Below are 16,360 nucleotides of genomic sequence, written 5' to 3'. Positions count from 1 at the left end.
GTCACGGGACCTGACCTCTCTTCGCAGCCGGCGGTTCAGGCGCCCGGCCGGTCGGCGTGGTCGAGTTCCTCGTCGAGTGCGAGTGCGGCGGCGACCAGGGCGAGGTGGGTGAACGCCTGCGGGAAGTTGCCGAGTTGCTCTCCGGAGGGGCCGATCTCCTCGGCGAACACGCCGACGTGGTTCGCGTAGGTGAGCATCTTGTCGAAGGCGTAGCGGGCCTGGCGGACCCGGCCGGACCGGGCGAGAGCCTCGACGTACAGGAAGCTGCACAGGCTGAAGGTTCCCTCGGATCCCCGCAGTCCGTCGGGTGAGGCCGCCGGGTCGTAGCGGTAGACGAGGCTGTCGCTGACGAGTTCCTCTCCCATCGCGTCCAGGGTGCTGAGCCAGTCCGGATCCGTGGGCGACACGAACCCGACGCGCGGCATCAGCAGCAGCGAGGCGTCGAGGACGTCGGTGTCGTAGTGCTGGACGAAGGCGGAGCGCTTCTCGCTCCATCCCCGTTCGGTGATCTGCTGGAGCACCGTGTCCCGGGCTTCGCGCCAGCGGACGAGGTCGGCCGGGCGGGAATGGGCGGTGGCGAGCCGGATCGCGCGGTCGAAGGCGACCCAGGTCATCAGACGGCTGTAGGTGAAGTTCTTACGGCCGCCGCGGGTCTCCCAGATGCCCTCGTCCGGACGGTCCCAGTTGCCGCACAGCCAGTCGATGAGTTTCGCGAACACGTACCAGCCGCGGAGACCGCCGATGTCGCTCGACTGGGCGATGGCGTAGACGGCTTCCCCATAGATGTCGAGCTGGATCTGGTCGGCCGCCGCGTTGCCGGCCCGGACCGGAGCGGAGCGCCGGTAGCCCTCGAGGTGGTCCAGGGTCTCCTCGGTCAGGTGGGGCTCGCCGTCGACCCGGTACATGATCTGCAACGGCTCTCCGGAAGCGGTGCCACCGGCTTCCAGCCGCTCCCGCATCCACTGGCGGAACGCGTCCGCCTCAGCGGTGAAGCCGAGGTCGATCAGGGCACGCACGGACAGGGACGCGTCCCGTACCCAGGTGTAGCGGTAGTCCCAGTTGCGTTCGCCGCCGATCTCCTCGGGGAGGCCCATGGTGGCTGCCGCGATCGGAGCGCCGGTCGGTGCGTAGGTGAGGAGTTTGAGGGTGATCGCGGAGCGGATGACCATCTCGTGCCAGCGGCCCTTGTAGCGACAGGACTTGAGCCAGGTGAGCCAGAAGTCACGGCAGGTGTCGAACAGCGCCGTGATCTCTTCGATGGTCGGGATCGTCCCGCCGGGGCATCCGCTGCGATCGCCCGTCACGTCGGTCTCACTGGTGAGGACCACCGCGGCGCTCTCACCGGCGTTCAAGGTGAAGCGGCCTGTGGCGTCGGCCCCGTCCGTGTGCAGCTGGATCGGACCGGATACCTGGAGATGAAGGTCGGTGTCGGGGCCGCGGAAGACCACGCTGCCGTCGTCGAGACGGCTGAGCGTGTGCCCGGCACGCCCGTAGTCGAAGCGGGGACGGCACAGAAGCTCGAACGGAAGGCTGCCGCGCACCACCCGGGCCACCCGGACGAGCCGGTGCGTACCGGCGGGAACACGCGAGGCGATGGGCTCCATGAAGTCGATGACTTCCCCGACGCCCTGCGGGGCCATGAACCGGGTGATGAGAATGGGTGTATCGGGCATGTAGAGCTGGCGCACCGTGCCCTGCTCACCGACGAAATCCGCGCCAAGACGGCAGTGACCACCTCGGTCGTTGTCGAGCAGCGACGCGAAGAGGCTGGGCGAGTCGAACCGCGGCGCGCACCACCAGTCCACCGTCCCGTCGGAAGCGATCAGCGCCGCCGTCTGCAGATCGCCCACCAGCCCGTGAGCCGCGATCGGAGGGTAGCCGTCCATGACCTCTCCCACCTGGAGACCTCGGTCGTCGCCCGGAGGGCCCGGCGTGGCCGAGCGGGGCGCGACCGGCCGGATGCCCCGAGCAAACGGCCACCCTCCATGGTCACCGCCGCCGTCTGCTCCTCGCATCTCGACAAGGAAGACGGAATCGAGGGGACCCGGACGTGCGCCCGTCGGCGAGCCCGGTTCACTTCAGCTGCGAAAGGGCGGGTCCGCGGTCGGCCGTGCGGAGGGGACGGCGCGTCGCGGTGCCGGCAGGCCGAGACGTCCGGTGATTTTCTCGTACGGCCTGGATCCGATGTCCACGAGGGCAGTCAGGTGCTGTCCCCGGCGGCCTGTTCGTCACGCTTGCCGTTCGACGAAGGTGCTCGGATCGGCTCCGGCGAGGGAAGGGACGCCTCCGTCGAGGCTGCCGGGCGGGGAAGAGAGCACGAGGGCGTGGCCGGCGGTCCGGTCCAGGCCGTAGCGGAGTACGGCGTCGACGGAGACGTACGGACGGTCGACCGGGATCTGCCCGCTCCCTCGTCAGCGGCGTGCTGCCGGTGCCCGGCACCGCCCTGCCCGCTCCTGATGAGGTGAGGCGGCGGACGGGTGAAGGGTGCACACTGGTCCTGGAGTTCCGCACATTCCTGTTTCCGGCCTCTTGCGGGAGACATCCCAAGGCCTGGTTCCGGCCGAGGCGCGTGGCAACGGCCGGACCGGCACTCCTGTCCGGCCCCGTCATCGGCGAAGCCCATCCGTGCGAACCGCCGGTCTCCTCCGTCGCTCGACCTGAACGTCGTGGAGACGTGGCGACCGCCGGAGCTCTGAGGAGGTCCGGGAGGATCGACTCGGGTGAGCGGGAGGAGAACACATGGCAACGTCACAAGGCTCCGCGCCCCGTGCCGGACCGGAGGACGGCGTCGGTGGGGCGTCGCCCCCCGCTCCCGCGATCGACCCGGCGGACCAGCTGGCGCGTCTCGGCCGCTCGTGGGTCTGGCTCCTCGGCGCCGCGGTGGCGACGCTCGTCCCGGGCATCCTGGCACTCGTCTGGCCGGACGTCACCCTGCACGTCCTGGCCGTGCTCATCGGGGTGTACCTGTTGCTGATCGGCGCCTTCCGGTTCGTGGCCGTGTTCGGGCGCGCCGACGATCGCGTGTCCGGCCTGATCGTGGCCGTCCTGTGTGTCCTGGGCGGGGTGCTGTGCCTGAGGAACCCGCTCCAGACGATCTCCGCGCTCTCGCTGATCACCGGCGCCGTCTGGCTGGTGTCCGGCATCGTCACCCTCTACACGGCCATCGCCGCCAAGGACATGCCGCACCGCGGCATCGTCATGGCCGTCGCGGCCCTCGGCATCGTCGCGGGGATCGTGGTCCTGGCTCTGCCGGCGGAGTCGGCGCGGGCCCTGACCAGGCTGCTGGGCCTGTGGCTCGTCCTCCTCGGCCTGGCGGAGACGGCGGTCGCGCTGGCGTGGCGGTCGGCCCTGCGCAGGGCGGGCATCACGGGCCACGAGATGTCCGGTCCGGCCCTCTGACGACAGCGGCCTCGCCCGCCGACCCCGATCCGTGGGAGGCCGTCGCGAGATCGACCAGGCCCGGGCCCGGCAGAGGGACTTCGACGCCTACGTCCGAGAGGCCGCTTCCGGTGGCACGTGGCCCAGCAGCGTCGACGAACTGGCCAGGCTCTCCGAACTCCGCTCCCGTGGAGACATCACCGCCAGGAGTTCGACAGGGCGAAGGCACTGGTCCTGACCGACGACCGGCCCGCCCCGAGTCCCGAACCCCCCGTGCCTCCCACCTCCGGACGCTGACCGCGCCCCCGTACCAGAACTACGGTCCGGGATCCGCCGCGACCGACCAGAAGAGGCAGACCGGGCAAGGTCGCGATGAGGGGCGCCTTCCGCCACGTCGGGTGGGTGTCCGGTGAGAGCCTGAGGTGGTCCGTGTCCCTGACGGCCACCCCATCACCGTCGCGCACGCCGGACATCCGAGGTCCTCTCCAGCCCGCCCCGGCATCGCCACTCACCCGGCCCCCACACGAGACCGCCGCCCGCGCATCGTCGGGGGATCTCCGCACCCCGGGCTGTCGGCCCGCCCCGGCGTCGCGTGTGCGGTGCCGGGGCGGGGAGGCAGGGTCAGTACGTGAGGATGCCCGGGTCCGAGCGGTCCGGGGTGCCCGTTTCGATGTGGCCTGCAAGGCGGCGGAGGAAGTCCGGGGTCGTGGGGGAGGTGATCGTCACGTCGTACCAGTGGTGGCCCGAGGTCAGGGTGACCGTGTGGGGGGTCGTGGCGCCCCTCGGGACCGTGATCGTCTGGGTGGTTCCGTAGGCGTTGGCGATCGTCAGGGTCGCGGCCGACGTCGTCGGGTTGGTGAGGGTGAGGTCCAGGTTGCCCGTGGAGGCGTTGTGGCGGGCGGTCACCTCCGGGACCGCGGTCTTGCCCGGGGAGCGGAAACGGCGCAGGAAGCCGTTCGGGCCGTGGACCGTGAGGTCGGTGAGGCCCTTGCTGTACCTGGTGTTCCAGGTGTCCGTGATCGACTTGTTCGCTTCCGCCGTGTACGTCCACGGCGCGTCCGTTCGGTTCGGCGAGGTCACGTAGAACTGGGCGCCGGCCGCGGGCCCGCCGCTGAAGGTGAGCCGGTAGGTGCCCGCCGTCACGTCCGCCGAACCGTCCACGTACGGGGCGTACTTCAGCGGGCGGGTGGGCTTGGCGCCCGGCTCCTGGCGGGGCATCGTGCCGACGGCCGGCGCGGTGGCCAGGAAGTCGGGGTGGCGGTTGCGGTCCGGCGGGTAGTAGCCCGCCGTCGACGGGAGCGGGGCGGCCTGGGTGTCGGTGCGCGTGAAGTCGAAGGCCGAGGTCAGGTCGCCGCAGATCGCCCGGCGCCAGGGCGAGATGTTGGGCTCGCGCACCCCGAAGCGGCTCTCCATGAAGCGGATGACCGAGGTGTGGTCGAAGGTCTCGGAGCAGGTGTAGCCGCCCTTCGACCAGGGGGAGACCACGATCATCGGAACGCGCGGACCGAGACCGTACGGGCCCGCGACGTACCCGGTCTTTCCCGGGAAGTGGTCGAGCGCCGTCGGCACGGTGGAGAGCCCCTGCGCCGCCGAGCCCGGCACGTACGGTGGGACGACGTGGTCGAAGAAGCCGTCGTTCTCGTCGTACGTGATGAGCAGGGCGGTACGGGCCCACACGTCCGGGTTCGACGTCAGCGCGTCCAGCACCTGCGCGATGTACCAGGCGCCGTAGTTCGACGGCCAGTTCGCGTGCTCGGAGAAGGCCTCCGGGGCGGCGATCCAGGAGACCTGGGGCAGCCGGCCGGCCTGGACGTCGGCGCGCAGGACGTCGAAGTAGCCCTCGCCCGCCTTCGCGTTCGTCCCCGTCCGCGCCTTGTCGTACAGCGGGTTGCCCGGCTGGGCGTTGCGGTAGGCGTTGAAGTACAGGAGGGAGTTGTCGCCGTAGTTGCCGCGGAAGGCGTCGTTGATCCAGCCCCAGGAGCCCGCCGCGTTCAGGCCGTCGCCGATGTCCTGGTAGATCTTCCACGAGACCCCCGCCGCCTGGAGGCGCTCGGGGTACGTGGTCCAGCCGTAACCCGCCTCGGCGTTGTTGAGGACGGGGCCGCCGCCGGTGCCGTCGTTCCCCGTGTGCCCGCTCCACAGGTAGTAGCGGTTCGGGTCGGTCGAGCCGATGAACGAGCAGTGGTACGCGTCGCAGAGGGTGAAGGCGTCGGCGAGCGCGTAGTGGAACGGGATGTCCTCGCGGGTGAGATGGGCCATCGTGGCCTTGGTCTTGGCCGGCACCCAGTTGTCGTACCTGCCCTTGTTGAAGGCGCTCTGCCCGCCGGCCCAGTCGTGGTTGAGGCCCTGGAGGTACTCCATGCCCAGCTTGTCGCTGGTCGGACGGAACGGGAGCGTCTCCTTGGAGCCGTCCGACTGGTGGAAGACGGACTTGCCGCTGGGGAGCGTCACCGGGCGCGGGTCACCGAAGCCCCGTACGCCCTTCATCGCCCCGAAGTAGTGGTCGAAGGAACGGTTCTCCTGCATCAGGACCACGATGTGCTCGATGTCCTGGAGTGTGCCGGTGGAGCCCTGCGCCGGTATGGAGGCGGCGCGGGCGATGCTCTCCGAGAGCATCGTGAAGGCGGCGGCGCCGCCGGCGAGCTGAAGGAACCGGCGGCGATCGATGTCGGCCATGGGGGAGTCGTCCTCCGGGGTGCGTGCGAACGGTGGGGGTGCGGGTGCGCGCGCGGCCGGCGGGCCCGGCCGACGGGCGCCCCAAGGAGAGCGCCCGTGAACCACGGCCCGGCGGCCGTTCCATGACTGCCCGTCGTACGGCAGACGAATCCCCCGTGCCCGAACGTGAGAGCTCACAACCGAACGCCCCCGGAGGTCGATGACCCCCGGGGGCGTTCGCGAACCGACAGAAAACGACTCGGCTCATCCTGCTCGGCGCACTACTCGACGACGAGCTCCACCTCGATGTTGCCGCGGGTCGCCTTCGAGTACGGGCAGAACGCGTGCGTCTTCTTGAGGAGGGCGAGGCCCGCCTCGCCCTGGAGGTGGTCGGGGAACTCGGCGCGCATCACGACCGCGAGGCCGAAGCCGCCGTCCGCCGGGTCCTTGCCGATGGAGACCTCGGCCGTCACGGAGGCCTCGGAGATGTCGATCTTCTCCTGGCGGGCGACCACGCCCATGGCGCTCGCGAAGCAGGCCGCGTACCCGGCGGCGAAGAGCTGCTCGGGGTTCGTGCCCTGACCGTTGCCGCCGAGGGCCTGGGGGTGGGCGAGGGGCAGGTCGATGTGGCCGTCGGAGCTGACGGCGCGGCCCTCGCGGCCGTTGGCGGTGGCGACGGCGGTGTAGATCGCGTCCATGTTCTTCCGTTCTCCTGTCCGGGTTCCGTGGTGTGCTCTCTCATTAGTAGCGCACTATTCAGTTGTGCACAACTTAATCGCGTGTGAGGGACCTCGCGTATCCTGGAAGCATGGAGACGCTCGACACGGTCCCGGACGAGGACTTCCTCCGGCTCGACCACCAGATCTGCTTCTCGCTGCACGCGGCGACGCGCGCCTTCAACGGCGTCTACCGGGAGGCCCTCAAGGAGCTGGGGCTCACCTATCCCCAGTACCTCGTCATGCTCGTCCTCTGGGAGCACGGCGAGCTGCCCGTGAAGGGGATCGGCGAGCGGCTGCGGCTCGACTCCGGCACCCTGTCGCCGCTGCTCAAGCGCCTGGAGGCGGCCGGACACGTCGAGCGGCGCCGCAGCCCCGAGGACGAGCGGTCCGTCACCGTCCGCCTCACCGCCGACGGGACCGCCCTGCGGGAGAAGGCCCTCGCCGTGCCGCGCCGGATCGCCGCCGCCACCGGCCTGGAGGTCGGCGAGATCCGCGAGCTGCGGGACCGGCTCGAAGCGCTGGCCGCCCGGCTCGACTCCGTCGACCCCGACGACCTCGCCTCCTGCGCGACCGGCGCCTGACGGACGAGGCCCCGGCATGTGGCCAGGGCCGGATCCGGGAACACGCCCTGGCCGCCCCGGTCTCGCCGTGCCCGCCCCGTCCGGGCCCGCGCATCGTCCTCCCCGGGGCCGCGGCCGATGCGGCTTGCCGAACGGTGAGCGCGGAATGGGCCCCGGCCCCCCGTTCACCGAATTGTAAGGAGCATCGTGCGGGATCGCTCCTATACTCACTTCATGTCCGACATCATGATCCGGCGTGCCACCGCCGACGACTCCCATCGGCTCACCCGCCTCGTCCGGACCTCCGGGGCCTACCGGGGTGACTACGCCGCCATGGTCGAGGGGTACCAGGTCGGCGGTCCGTACATCGAGCACCACCCCGTCTTCGTCGCCGTCGACGCGAGCGACCGGGTGCTCGGGTTCTACGCGCTCCTCGTCGACGACGCCGAGCTCGACCTCGCGTTCGTCGCCGACAGCGCGCAGGGGCTCGGCATAGGACGGCTCCTCATGGAGCACATGACCGGGCAGGCCCGGATCGCCGGGCTCGGCTCCGTGCGGGTCGTCGCGCATCCGCCCGCCGAGGAGTTCTACCTGCGGACCGGCGCCGTCCGCACCGGCACCGTGGCGCCCACGGGACACATCCACTGGGAGCGCCCCGAGCTGCGGTACGACATCGCGTGACCGCCACCCAGGACACCCGGGACCAGGAACGGGACCGCCGCAAGGTCTTCGCCGACCTCACCCCGCTGCGTACCTCCGCGCACTACCGCCGCCTCTGGTTCGGGAACACCGTCTCCTGGGTCGGGCAGGGCATGACGGCGCTCGCCGTCTCCCTCCAGGTGTACGACATCACCCGCTCGCCCTTCTCCGTCGGGCTCGTCGGGCTCTTCGCCCTCGTCCCGCTCGTCGTCTTCGGCCTGTACGGCGGCGCCATCGCCGACACCGTCGACCGCCGCAAGCTCGGGCTGGCGAGCGCGAGCGGCTCCGCGGTGCTCTCCATCGCCCTCGCCGCCGCCGCGTTCGCCGGCTTCCACCGCGTCTGGTTCCTGTACGGGATCGTCGCCCTCCAGGCCGTGTGCGCCGCGCTCAACGCGCCCGCCCGCTCCTCGATGATCCCCCGGCTCCTGCCGCCCGAGCAGCTGCGCGCCGCCAACGCGCTCAACTCGATGGTGACCACCTTCGGCACGCTCGTCGGCCCCAGCCTCGGCGGCCTGATCGTCGGCTTCGCCGGCTACCAGACCGCGTACCTCGTGGACGCCGTCGCCTTCACCGCGAGCCTGTACGCGATGTGGCGGCTGCCGTCCATGCTCCCGGAACGGTCGGGAGGCAAGAGGGCCTCCGTCCTCGACGGCCTGCGGTTCCTCGCCACCCGCCCCAACCTGCGCATGACGTTCTTCTCGGACTTCTGCGCGATGATCCTCGCCCACCCCCGCGCCCTTTTTCCCGCCGTCGCCGTCCTCTGGTACGGCGGCGACGCGAAGACCACCGGACTCCTCGTCGCCGCGCCCGCGTTCGGGGCGCTCCTCGGCGGCGTGCTGTCCGGCTGGCAGGGCCGGATCCGCCACCACGGCCAGGCGATCCTGCTCGCCGTCGCCGCCTGGGGCACCGCCGTCGCCGTCTTCGGGCTGACCCGGAACCTCTGGCTCGGGCTGCTCATGCTCGCCCTCGCCGGCTACTCCGACACCGTCTCGATGATCTTCCGGAACACGATGATGCAGGTCGCGGCCCCGGACGAGATGCGCGGCCGGCTCCAGGGCGTCTTCATCGTGGTCGTCGCGGGCGGGCCCCGGCTCGGCGACTTCCTCGCGGGCTCCGTCGCCGACCTCACCTCGCCGGCCGTCGCCGTCACGGGCGGCGGGATCGCGTGTGTCCTGGCGGTCGGACTCCTCGCCGTGTACGGGCGCGGATTCCGCCGCTACGACGCCCTCGACCCGACGCCGTGACCCTTCTCCCCGAACGGGCCGCTCAGCCGGACGCGGGCAGCGCCTTCTTCAGGACCTTGCCCATGTCGTTGCGGGGGAGCGCGTCGAGATAGCGCACGACCCTGGGGCGCTTGTGCGGGGCGAGCAGCCGCGCCACGTGGTCGGCGAGCTCCGCCTCCGCCGGCGGCTTCTCGCCGTCCTGCGGCACCACCCAGGCCACGATCCGCTCGCCCAGGTCCGGGTCGGGCTCGCCCGTGACGGCCGCCTCCCGGACGCCGGGGTGGTCGAGGAGCGCGTTCTCGATCTCGCCCGCCCCGATCTTGTAGCCGCCGCTCTTGATCAGGTCGGTCGCCTTCCGGCCCACCAGACGCACCCCGCCGTCCGCCTCGCGGACCGCCATGTCGCCGGTGCGGAACCAGCCGCCGTCGAAGGCCGCGGCCGTCGCCTCCGGCCGGTTCAGATACCCGGAGAAGAGGTTCGGGCCGCGCACCTGCACCTCGCCGACCGTCTCCCCGTCGAGCGCCTCCAGGACGGAGCCGTCCTCGTCCACGAGCCGCAGTTCCACGCCCGCGAGCGGGGTCCCGACCGTCCCCGGCCGGGGCTCGCCGCCCGGGCGCACGCTGGTGTTCATGAGCGTCTCGGTCATCCCGTACCGCTCCACGACCGTCCGGCCCGTCGCCGCCGCGATCCGCTCGTGGTCGTGGACGGGCAGCGCCGCCGAACCGGAGACGAGGAGCCGGGCGCCGGCCAGCGCCTCGGTGAGCGCCGCGTCGTCATCGAGCGCGTCCGCGAGCCGGTGGTACATCGTCGGTACGCCGAACAGCATGGTGCCGCCGCTGCTCAGCTCGCGTGCCACCCCGTCCACCGAGAACCCGCCCAGGTGCCGGATTTCGCCGCCGCGCCGCAGCGGACCCAGGACGCCGAGGACGAGCCCGTGGACGTGGAACAGCGGCAGCGCGTGCACGAGGACGTCGTCCGCCGTCCAGGACCAGGCCCCGGCCAGCGCGTCGAGGGAGGCGGCGACCGCCCGGTGCGAGAGGAGCACGCCCTTCGGGGGACCGGTGGTGCCGGAGGTGTAGACGACGAGCGCGGTCGCCTCGGGGTCGACCGCCGTCGTGGGCGGGGAATCCCCGGGCCCGGTGAGCTCCACGTCGATCCGGGGGAGCGCCGCGAGCCCTGCCGGGAGCTCGTCGCCCGGCCCCGCGAGCACGAGGTCGGGCGCGCTGTCCCCGAGGATGTGCGCCAACTCCCGCTCACCGGTACGGGGGTTCAGCGGTACGGCCGGTACGCCGGCGAGCAGGGCGGCGACCACGGCGACGGCGGTACGGGCGGTGGGCACGGCCCAGACGGCGACGCGCCGCGCGCCGCCGAGGCGGACGGCCAGGGCGCCGGCGGCGCGGGCCAGTTCGGCGTACGTCAGCGCGTCGGCGCCGAAGCGCAGGGCGGTGCGGTCGGACGGGTCCTTCAGGGCGGGGAAGAGCGCACTCACCGGTCGTACTCCTCGGGTCGTCCAGAGCGGGGGCTACCAGGAGGAATTCTGCCCGTCCCGCGGGAGTGGCGTGGCCGGTGGCCCGGGTCGGGGGGCCACTCCGGGGCGGGCGCACGGCGATGACCGCGCACAGGGCCGCGAGGGGGAGTTCCGCGGCCACGGCCATGGCGACGGCGACGGCCAGTTCCGGGCCGGTGGCGGCGGTGACGAGGTCGACGCAGGCGTCGGCGAGGAGGAGCACCGCCGCGGCGGCCGCGGGCGCGCGGTGACGGGCGTCACCGCGCGCCAGACGGCTGCCGGCGGTGAGCAGCGCGGCGGCCTCCAGGACGTCGAGGGTGACCCAGGCGGCGGCCTCGGCGGGCGGCAGGGTGCCGGCGAGGTAACCGAGCCAGGGCAGCAGGGCGAGCCCCGCGCCCATGAGCACGCGGCCCTGCCGGCGGCGGGCCCGGCCGAGGTCGAAGGAGCCGTGGGCAGTGCCGGTCGCGGGGCGACTGCTTCCGGCGACAGGGGAGGTGAAGGCGGTGAGGGCCACGTCGGAGGTCTCTTCCGGTGTCACGAACCCGGCCGTCGGGCTCGTGATCAACCCTCCGGTCTCCGGTCTCCGCAGTCAGTAGCACGGTTGTCCGTCCTGGGGTGGTACTGGCTGCACCCCCGTTGCGGGCGACAGGTTCATGGCAGGCCGCGGGGACCGGCACCTACGGTGGGATCATGAAGATCCGGCCCCGGCTGCGGCGGGCGCTCACCCGACTGACGCGCGACACCTCCTTCCTCGCTCTGGGGGTGCCGCTCCACCTCCTCATGGGGTTCCTGCTGTTCGTGGTCATCGGCCTCGTGTGGGAGATCGTCGCGGGGAACGACGGCAGCGCGCCGTACGTCCTGGGGCTCGCACTGGTCGTGACGTCGCTCTCCGTGCCGGCGCTGACCGTCGCCCAGTGCCGGCGTTTCCGGCGGCTGCTCGGGATCGACATCCCCCGCCCGGGGTGGCGGGGTCCGTGGCGTCAGTTCGGCTACCACAGCCTGGCCGGGGCGCTGTTCGGCGGACTCGAAGCGCTGGTGGTGGCGCTGCTGGTGGCCGGAGTGGCCGCGGCGACGGCCTCGGTGTGGGTCTACGCGCTGCCCTGGCAGTGGCGGACGGAGCACCTCGGCTACACCACGCAGGCGGCGTACGTCTCCGTCGCGGGACTGGCCGCGCTGGCCGCCGTCCCGCCCCTGGCCGCGGCCCTCGTACGCCTGGAGAGTCAGGTGGTTCCCGCCCTGCTCGGCCGCAGCAGGGAAGGGGACCTGGCGCGGCGGGTCGAGGACCTCACCGAGAGCCGGGCCGGCGCGGTGGACGCGGCGGACGCGGAGCGGCGGCGCATCGAACGGGATCTGCACGACGGCGCGCAGCAGCGGCTGGTGTCGCTGGCCCTGAACCTGGGCCTGGCCAGGGCCACGCTGGTGGATCTGCCACCGGAGGCGCGCGAGGTGATCGACGCGGCGCACCGGGAGGCGAAGGAGGCGATCGAGGAGCTGAGCAGTCTGGTGCGGGGGCTGCATCCCGCCGTCCTGGACGAACTCGGCCTCGACGCCGCTCTGTCGGGGCTCGCGGCCCGCGCCCCGTTGCCCGTACGGCTGAGGGCGGACCTGCCGCGGCGATGCGCGCCGGCGGTGGAGGCGGTCGCCTACTTCGTGGTCTCCGAGGCGCTGACGAATGTCGCCAAGCACGCGCGGGAGGCGAGCCGGGCGGAGGTGACGGTCACCCTGCTGGGCGGGATACTGCGGGTGGTGATCGCGGACGACGGCCTGGGCGGGGCCGATCCCGTCAGGGGAAGCGGCCTGACCGGGCTCGCCCAGCGCGTGCGGTCGGTCGACGGAACATTCCGGATGAGCAGTCCCGTGGGGGGACCGACCATGATGAGCGTGGAGCTGCCGTGCAAGAGCTGAAGGGTGCCGCCCCCGGCACGAGGGACGAGGAGCGCGGTGTGCGGCGTGCGGTGATCGCCGAGGACTCCGTGCTGCTGCGGATGGGGCTGGTCAAGGTGGTGGAGATGGCCGGCTTCGAAGTGGCCGCCGAGGTGGGCGACGCGGAGGGTCTCCTCGCCGCCGTCGAGGAGCACCGGCCCGACCTCGCGGTGGTGGACGTCCGGATGCCGCCGGGCTTCACCGACGAGGGCGTGCGTGCCGCGCTGGCGATCCGCAGCAGCCGGCCCTCGACGGCCCTGCTGCTGCTCTCCCAGTACGTCGAGGAGCGCTACGCGGCCGACCTGCTCGCCGCCAACACCAGCGGCGTGGGATATCTGCTCAAGCAACGGGTCGCGGACGTCGAGGAGTTCATCGAGGCACTGCGGCGGGTGGCGGACGGTGGTACCGCGCTCGATCCGCAGGTCGTCGCCCAGCTGCTGGTACGCCGCTCGAACGATCCGCTGGACCGGCTGACGGCCCGCGAAGGGGAGGTGCTCGCCCTCATGGCCGAGGGCCGCTCCAACGCGGGCATCGCCGCACAGCTCGTGGTCAGCGAGAGCGCGGTCGCCAAGCACATCAACAGCATCCTCGCCAAGCTCGACCTCCCCAGGGCGGACGCCGACCACCGCCGGGTACTGGCCGTGCTGCGCTTCCTGGGGGTGGGCACGTAGGGCCTGTCCGGCGCTGGTCCGCCGGGTGACCCTGGATCCTTACGGGCGGGATCCGGCGTGGCGGTCCCGCCTGGTCCGCCGGACAGGCCCTCGTTTACGGGCGGGCCGCCGTGACCTTGACCCGCTCCGGGTCCGGTTCCTCGCCGCCCGGCCCGATCCCCCGCATCCGCCCGTACGCGTACACGCACCCCGCAAGGGCCAGGTCCGACAGCAGCATGAAGCCGATCGAGTACGAGCCCTTCGCGCTGTAGATCGCGCCCATCACCAGCGGCGGCAGGAAGCCGCCGAGGCCGCCCGTCGCGCCCACGATGCCGGTCACGCTGCCGACCTTGGCCTGCGGGGTGACCTGGGAGACCAGGGCGAAGACGGAGCCGCTCGCCGTGCCGAGCCCGGCGGCCATGACGAGCAGCGCGATCGTGCCGCCCGGGTTCAGCGGCGGGTCGAAGGCCTGGACGATCGCGAGCAGTGCGACCACGCCGAGCGCGACGGCCGTGACGAGTGCCGGGTGGACCCGGTCGGACAGCCAGCCGCCGATCGGGCGGAAGACGACCGTGACCAGCGCGAAGCCGGCCGCCTTGGTGCCCGCGTCCGTCGGGTCGAGTTCGTACCAGGTCTTCAGGTACGTCGGCAGGTAGACGCCGAACGCGACGATGCCGCCGAACCCGATCGCGTACAACGCCGACAGCTCCCACGTCACCCGCAGCCGCCCCGCCGAGCGGAGCCGCGACGCGAGGGGGGCGGTGGGCACCGGCCGGTCCGGGCGGTCGGAGATCAGGAACGTGGCCAGCACCGCGTACGCCGCCAGCGCGACCGCCACGACGAGGAACGGCAGGTTCTCGCCGTGCCTGGCGATCCGGGGCGTGAAGTAGCCGGAGAGCGCCACGCCGCCCATGCCCATGCCGAACACCCCGAGCGCAAGTCCGCGCTTGGCGGGCGGGAACCAGGAGTTGACGAGCGGGATGCCGATCGCGAACGTCGTGCCGCCGAGGCCGAGCAGGAAGGCGACGACCAGCAGCAGGCCGTAACTGTCCTTGACGACGATCAGGAGCAGCACCGGAACGATCGTCAGCGCCGAGACCAGCGGGAACATCACCTTCGCGCCGTACCTGTCGGTCAGCGCCCCGGCCGGGATGCGCCCGACCGAGCCCACCAGGACCGGCACCGCCACGAGAAGCGACTGCTCGAAGGAGCTGAGGCCGAGCCGGTCGCCGTACCAACTGGCGAGCGGCGCGACCAGGTCCCATGCCCAGAAGGTGAGCGTGAAGCCGATGGTGGCCATCACCAGGTTGCGGTAGGCCGCCGCTGTGGGGGACTTGGTCTCGGTGGTCACCTCTCCAGTCAAGAACGGGCGACGGCACTCGGCGCGCCGGGCTGGTCCGTACGGGTGCGTCAGAGCGGGTCGGAGGCCTGGGGGGTGTCTTGTCGATCACGCCGCGAGCCCGGCGTGGTCGACGGGACACCCCCTAGGGCCACGTCACCGTGGCCGACGGTGTGCCGTCGTCCTCGACGCGCAGCCGGGCGCCGCCGTCGCCGGCCGAGACCTCGACCGTGATCGCGCCGACGCCGGGCCGCCGGTGCGCCGCCGCGAGCGCCCCGCGCAGGGCGGCGAGGAGCCCGGCGGCCGTCTCCTCGTCGACGAGCGTGTCGACCGCCCCGGAGAAGTGCACGGACGGCTGGAAGCCGAGCAGCACGGCGGCCCCGCCGGTCTCGCGCAGCACCCGCCCCCGGAACGTGGTGGGCGCGTCCGCGGGAGGCTGCTGGAGCGCGAAGATGGTGGTCCGGACCTCCTGGATGGTGGAGTCCAGTTCGTCCACGGCCCGGCCGAGCAGCGCGCTCTCCTCGGAGGTGCCGGCCGCGCGCCGCCGGGTCGACTCCAGCATCATCTCGGTGGCGAAAAGCCGCTGCACCACCAGGTCGTGCAGGTCACGGGCGATCCGGTCGCGGTCCTCGAAGACCGCGAGCCGCTCCCGGTCCTGGCGCGCGTCCGCCAGGACCAGCGCGAGCGCCGCCTGAGAGGCGAACTGCGAGGCGAGCAGCCGCTCCACCGCCGAGTACGGCGCGTCACCGCGCCGCCGGGGCAGGGCGAGGGTGCCGATGAGTTTCCCGCCGCTCTGCAGCGGCAGCATCATCGACGGACCGAAACGGGACCGGACGTGCGTGGTCATCCGGGGATCGGTCGCCGAGTCCTCGACGAAGACGGGCTCCCCACCGAGGAGTTGGACCAGCACGGGGGAGCCGGGAGCGATCGTCGTGCCGACCAGGTCGCCCGGGTCGTCGGTGGTGGAGGCGGCGACGATCTCCATCCCGCCCTCGTCGGTGGGCTGGAGGACCACGCCGGCCGAGGCGCCGGCGAGGAGCCGGGCCCGCTCGGCGACGGTCGTCAGGGCGTTCTCGGCGGAGGCTCCGGTGAGCAGGGCCGTGGTCACCGCGGCCGCGCCCTCGATCCAGCGCTCCCGCTGCCGGGCCGTCTCGTACAGCCGGGCGTTGCCGATGGCGATCCCGGCCTGGGAGGCGAGGACCCGCAGCAGGGCGAGGTCCTCCTCGGTGAAGCCGCCCGCGGGCTTCTGGGTGAGGTACAGATTGCCGAAGACCTCCGTGTGGACCCGGATGGGGACGCCGAGGAAGGAGTGCATCTCCGGGTGGCCCCCGGGGACGCCGGAGGAGCGCGGGTCGGCCGTCAGGTCGTCGAGCCGCAGCGGCTGCGGGTCCTGGACCAGGACGCCGAGCAGCCCGGTGTGGCCGTCGGGGAGGCGGCCGATCCGCTGCCGCTCCTCGTCCGTCATGCCGGAGGTGAAGAGCTCGGTGATGCGGCGGCGCTCGGGGTCGACGACCCCGAGCGCCCCGTAGCGGGCTCCGGTCAGCTCGGTGGCGGAGTCCACGATGTGCTGGAGGGTGGCGCGGAGTTCGAGGTCGGTGCCGACGCTGAGGACCGCTTCGAGCAGCATGGGCAGGCGGGGGGCGTCCTCGTCCTCATCCATGATCGTCATGGTCTCATTGTCGTACGAATCATCCGCTTTCGAATGCT

Annotated in this window: 12 protein-coding genes and 1 pseudogene; 7 read left to right on the top strand and 6 right to left on the bottom strand. The window is 72.3% G+C overall.

Annotation, left to right across the window (positions count from 1 at the left end; genetic code table 11):
• Window positions 1-35: 35 nt before the first annotated feature.
• Window positions 36-1,886 (bottom strand): glycoside hydrolase family 15 protein, encoded by a 1,851-nt coding sequence (locus ACZ51I_RS03175; RefSeq protein ID WP_468871152.1) that lies wholly within the window; start codon window positions 1,884-1,886, stop codon window positions 36-38.
• Between the two features lie 853 nt (window positions 1,887-2,739).
• On the opposite strand from ACZ51I_RS03175, the gene ACZ51I_RS03170 reads away from it, so the two are divergent.
• A complete protein-coding gene (locus tag ACZ51I_RS03170) occupies window positions 2,740-3,399 on the top strand; it encodes an HdeD family acid-resistance protein (protein ID WP_468871151.1) in 660 nt (219 codons plus the stop codon).
• 37 nt (window positions 3,400-3,436) lie between these two features.
• Window positions 3,437-3,675: pseudogene (locus ACZ51I_RS03165) on the top strand (SHOCT domain-containing protein); the annotation flags it as partial.
• Window positions 3,676-3,999: 324 nt separating this feature from the next.
• On the opposite strand, the gene ACZ51I_RS03160 reads toward ACZ51I_RS03165, so the two are convergent.
• Together ACZ51I_RS03160 and ACZ51I_RS03155 are read right to left on the bottom strand one after the other, a co-directional pair.
• Window positions 4,000-6,054 (bottom strand): phosphocholine-specific phospholipase C, encoded by a 2,055-nt coding sequence (locus tag ACZ51I_RS03160; RefSeq protein WP_468871149.1) that lies wholly within the window; start codon window positions 6,052-6,054, stop codon window positions 4,000-4,002.
• Window positions 6,055-6,314: 260 nt separating this feature from the next.
• Entirely contained in the window at window positions 6,315-6,731 is a 417-nt protein-coding gene (locus ACZ51I_RS03155) for an organic hydroperoxide resistance protein (RefSeq protein ID WP_041129101.1), read from the bottom strand.
• 110 nt (window positions 6,732-6,841) lie between these two features.
• Here ACZ51I_RS03155 and ACZ51I_RS03150 point away from each other — a divergent pair, with 110 nt between their 5' ends.
• The 3 genes from ACZ51I_RS03150 to ACZ51I_RS03140 all read left to right on the top strand — a co-directional run bounded on the left by ACZ51I_RS03150 (window position 6,842) and on the right by ACZ51I_RS03140 (window position 9,255).
• Entirely contained in the window at window positions 6,842-7,333 is a 492-nt protein-coding gene (locus ACZ51I_RS03150; RefSeq protein ID WP_468871147.1) for a MarR family winged helix-turn-helix transcriptional regulator, read from the top strand.
• A gap of 213 nt (window positions 7,334-7,546) precedes the next feature.
• Window positions 7,547-7,993 carry a GNAT family N-acetyltransferase gene (locus ACZ51I_RS03145; protein WP_468871145.1) on the top strand — a complete coding sequence of 149 codons (447 nt, stop codon included), beginning with the start codon at window positions 7,547-7,549 and terminating at the stop codon, window positions 7,991-7,993.
• On the top strand, window positions 7,990-9,255 hold the full coding sequence (locus ACZ51I_RS03140) for an MFS transporter (protein ID WP_468871143.1): 1,266 nt from the start codon (window positions 7,990-7,992) through the stop codon (window positions 9,253-9,255). Before ACZ51I_RS03145 ends, ACZ51I_RS03140 begins: the two co-directional genes overlap by 4 nt.
• A gap of 22 nt (window positions 9,256-9,277) precedes the next feature.
• Here the strand turns inward: ACZ51I_RS03140 and ACZ51I_RS03135 are convergent, their stop codons facing one another.
• Entirely contained in the window at window positions 9,278-10,723 is a 1,446-nt protein-coding gene (locus ACZ51I_RS03135; RefSeq protein ID WP_468871142.1) for an acyl-CoA synthetase, read from the bottom strand.
• 708 nt (window positions 10,724-11,431) lie between these two features.
• Between ACZ51I_RS03135 and ACZ51I_RS03130 the strand changes: the two genes are divergently transcribed.
• Both ACZ51I_RS03130 and ACZ51I_RS03125 read left to right on the top strand, forming a co-directional pair.
• On the top strand, window positions 11,432-12,646 hold the full coding sequence (locus tag ACZ51I_RS03130; RefSeq protein ID WP_468871140.1) for a sensor histidine kinase: 1,215 nt from the start codon (window positions 11,432-11,434) through the stop codon (window positions 12,644-12,646).
• 50 nt (window positions 12,647-12,696) lie between these two features.
• The gene (locus ACZ51I_RS03125; RefSeq protein ID WP_468871683.1) at window positions 12,697-13,335 is read left to right on the top strand and encodes a response regulator; all 639 of its coding nucleotides are present in this window, start codon (window positions 12,697-12,699) and stop codon (window positions 13,333-13,335) included.
• 94 nt (window positions 13,336-13,429) lie between these two features.
• On the opposite strand, the gene ACZ51I_RS03120 is transcribed toward ACZ51I_RS03125, so the two are convergent.
• Window positions 13,430-14,614: an MFS transporter gene (locus ACZ51I_RS03120; RefSeq protein ID WP_468871682.1), complete on the bottom strand. Its 1,185-nt coding sequence runs from the start codon at window positions 14,612-14,614 to the stop codon at window positions 13,430-13,432.
• Between the two features lie 184 nt (window positions 14,615-14,798).
• On the bottom strand, window positions 14,799-16,322 hold the full coding sequence (locus ACZ51I_RS03115) for a GAF domain-containing protein (RefSeq protein ID WP_468871138.1): 1,524 nt from the start codon (window positions 16,320-16,322) through the stop codon (window positions 14,799-14,801).
• Window positions 16,323-16,360 lie beyond the last annotated feature (38 nt).

The sequence above is a fragment of the Streptomyces sp. NPDC034084 genome, assembly GCF_055575535.1.
Note: the sequence above shows the minus strand (reverse complement) of the source record. Positions and strands in the feature narration are given on the sequence as shown.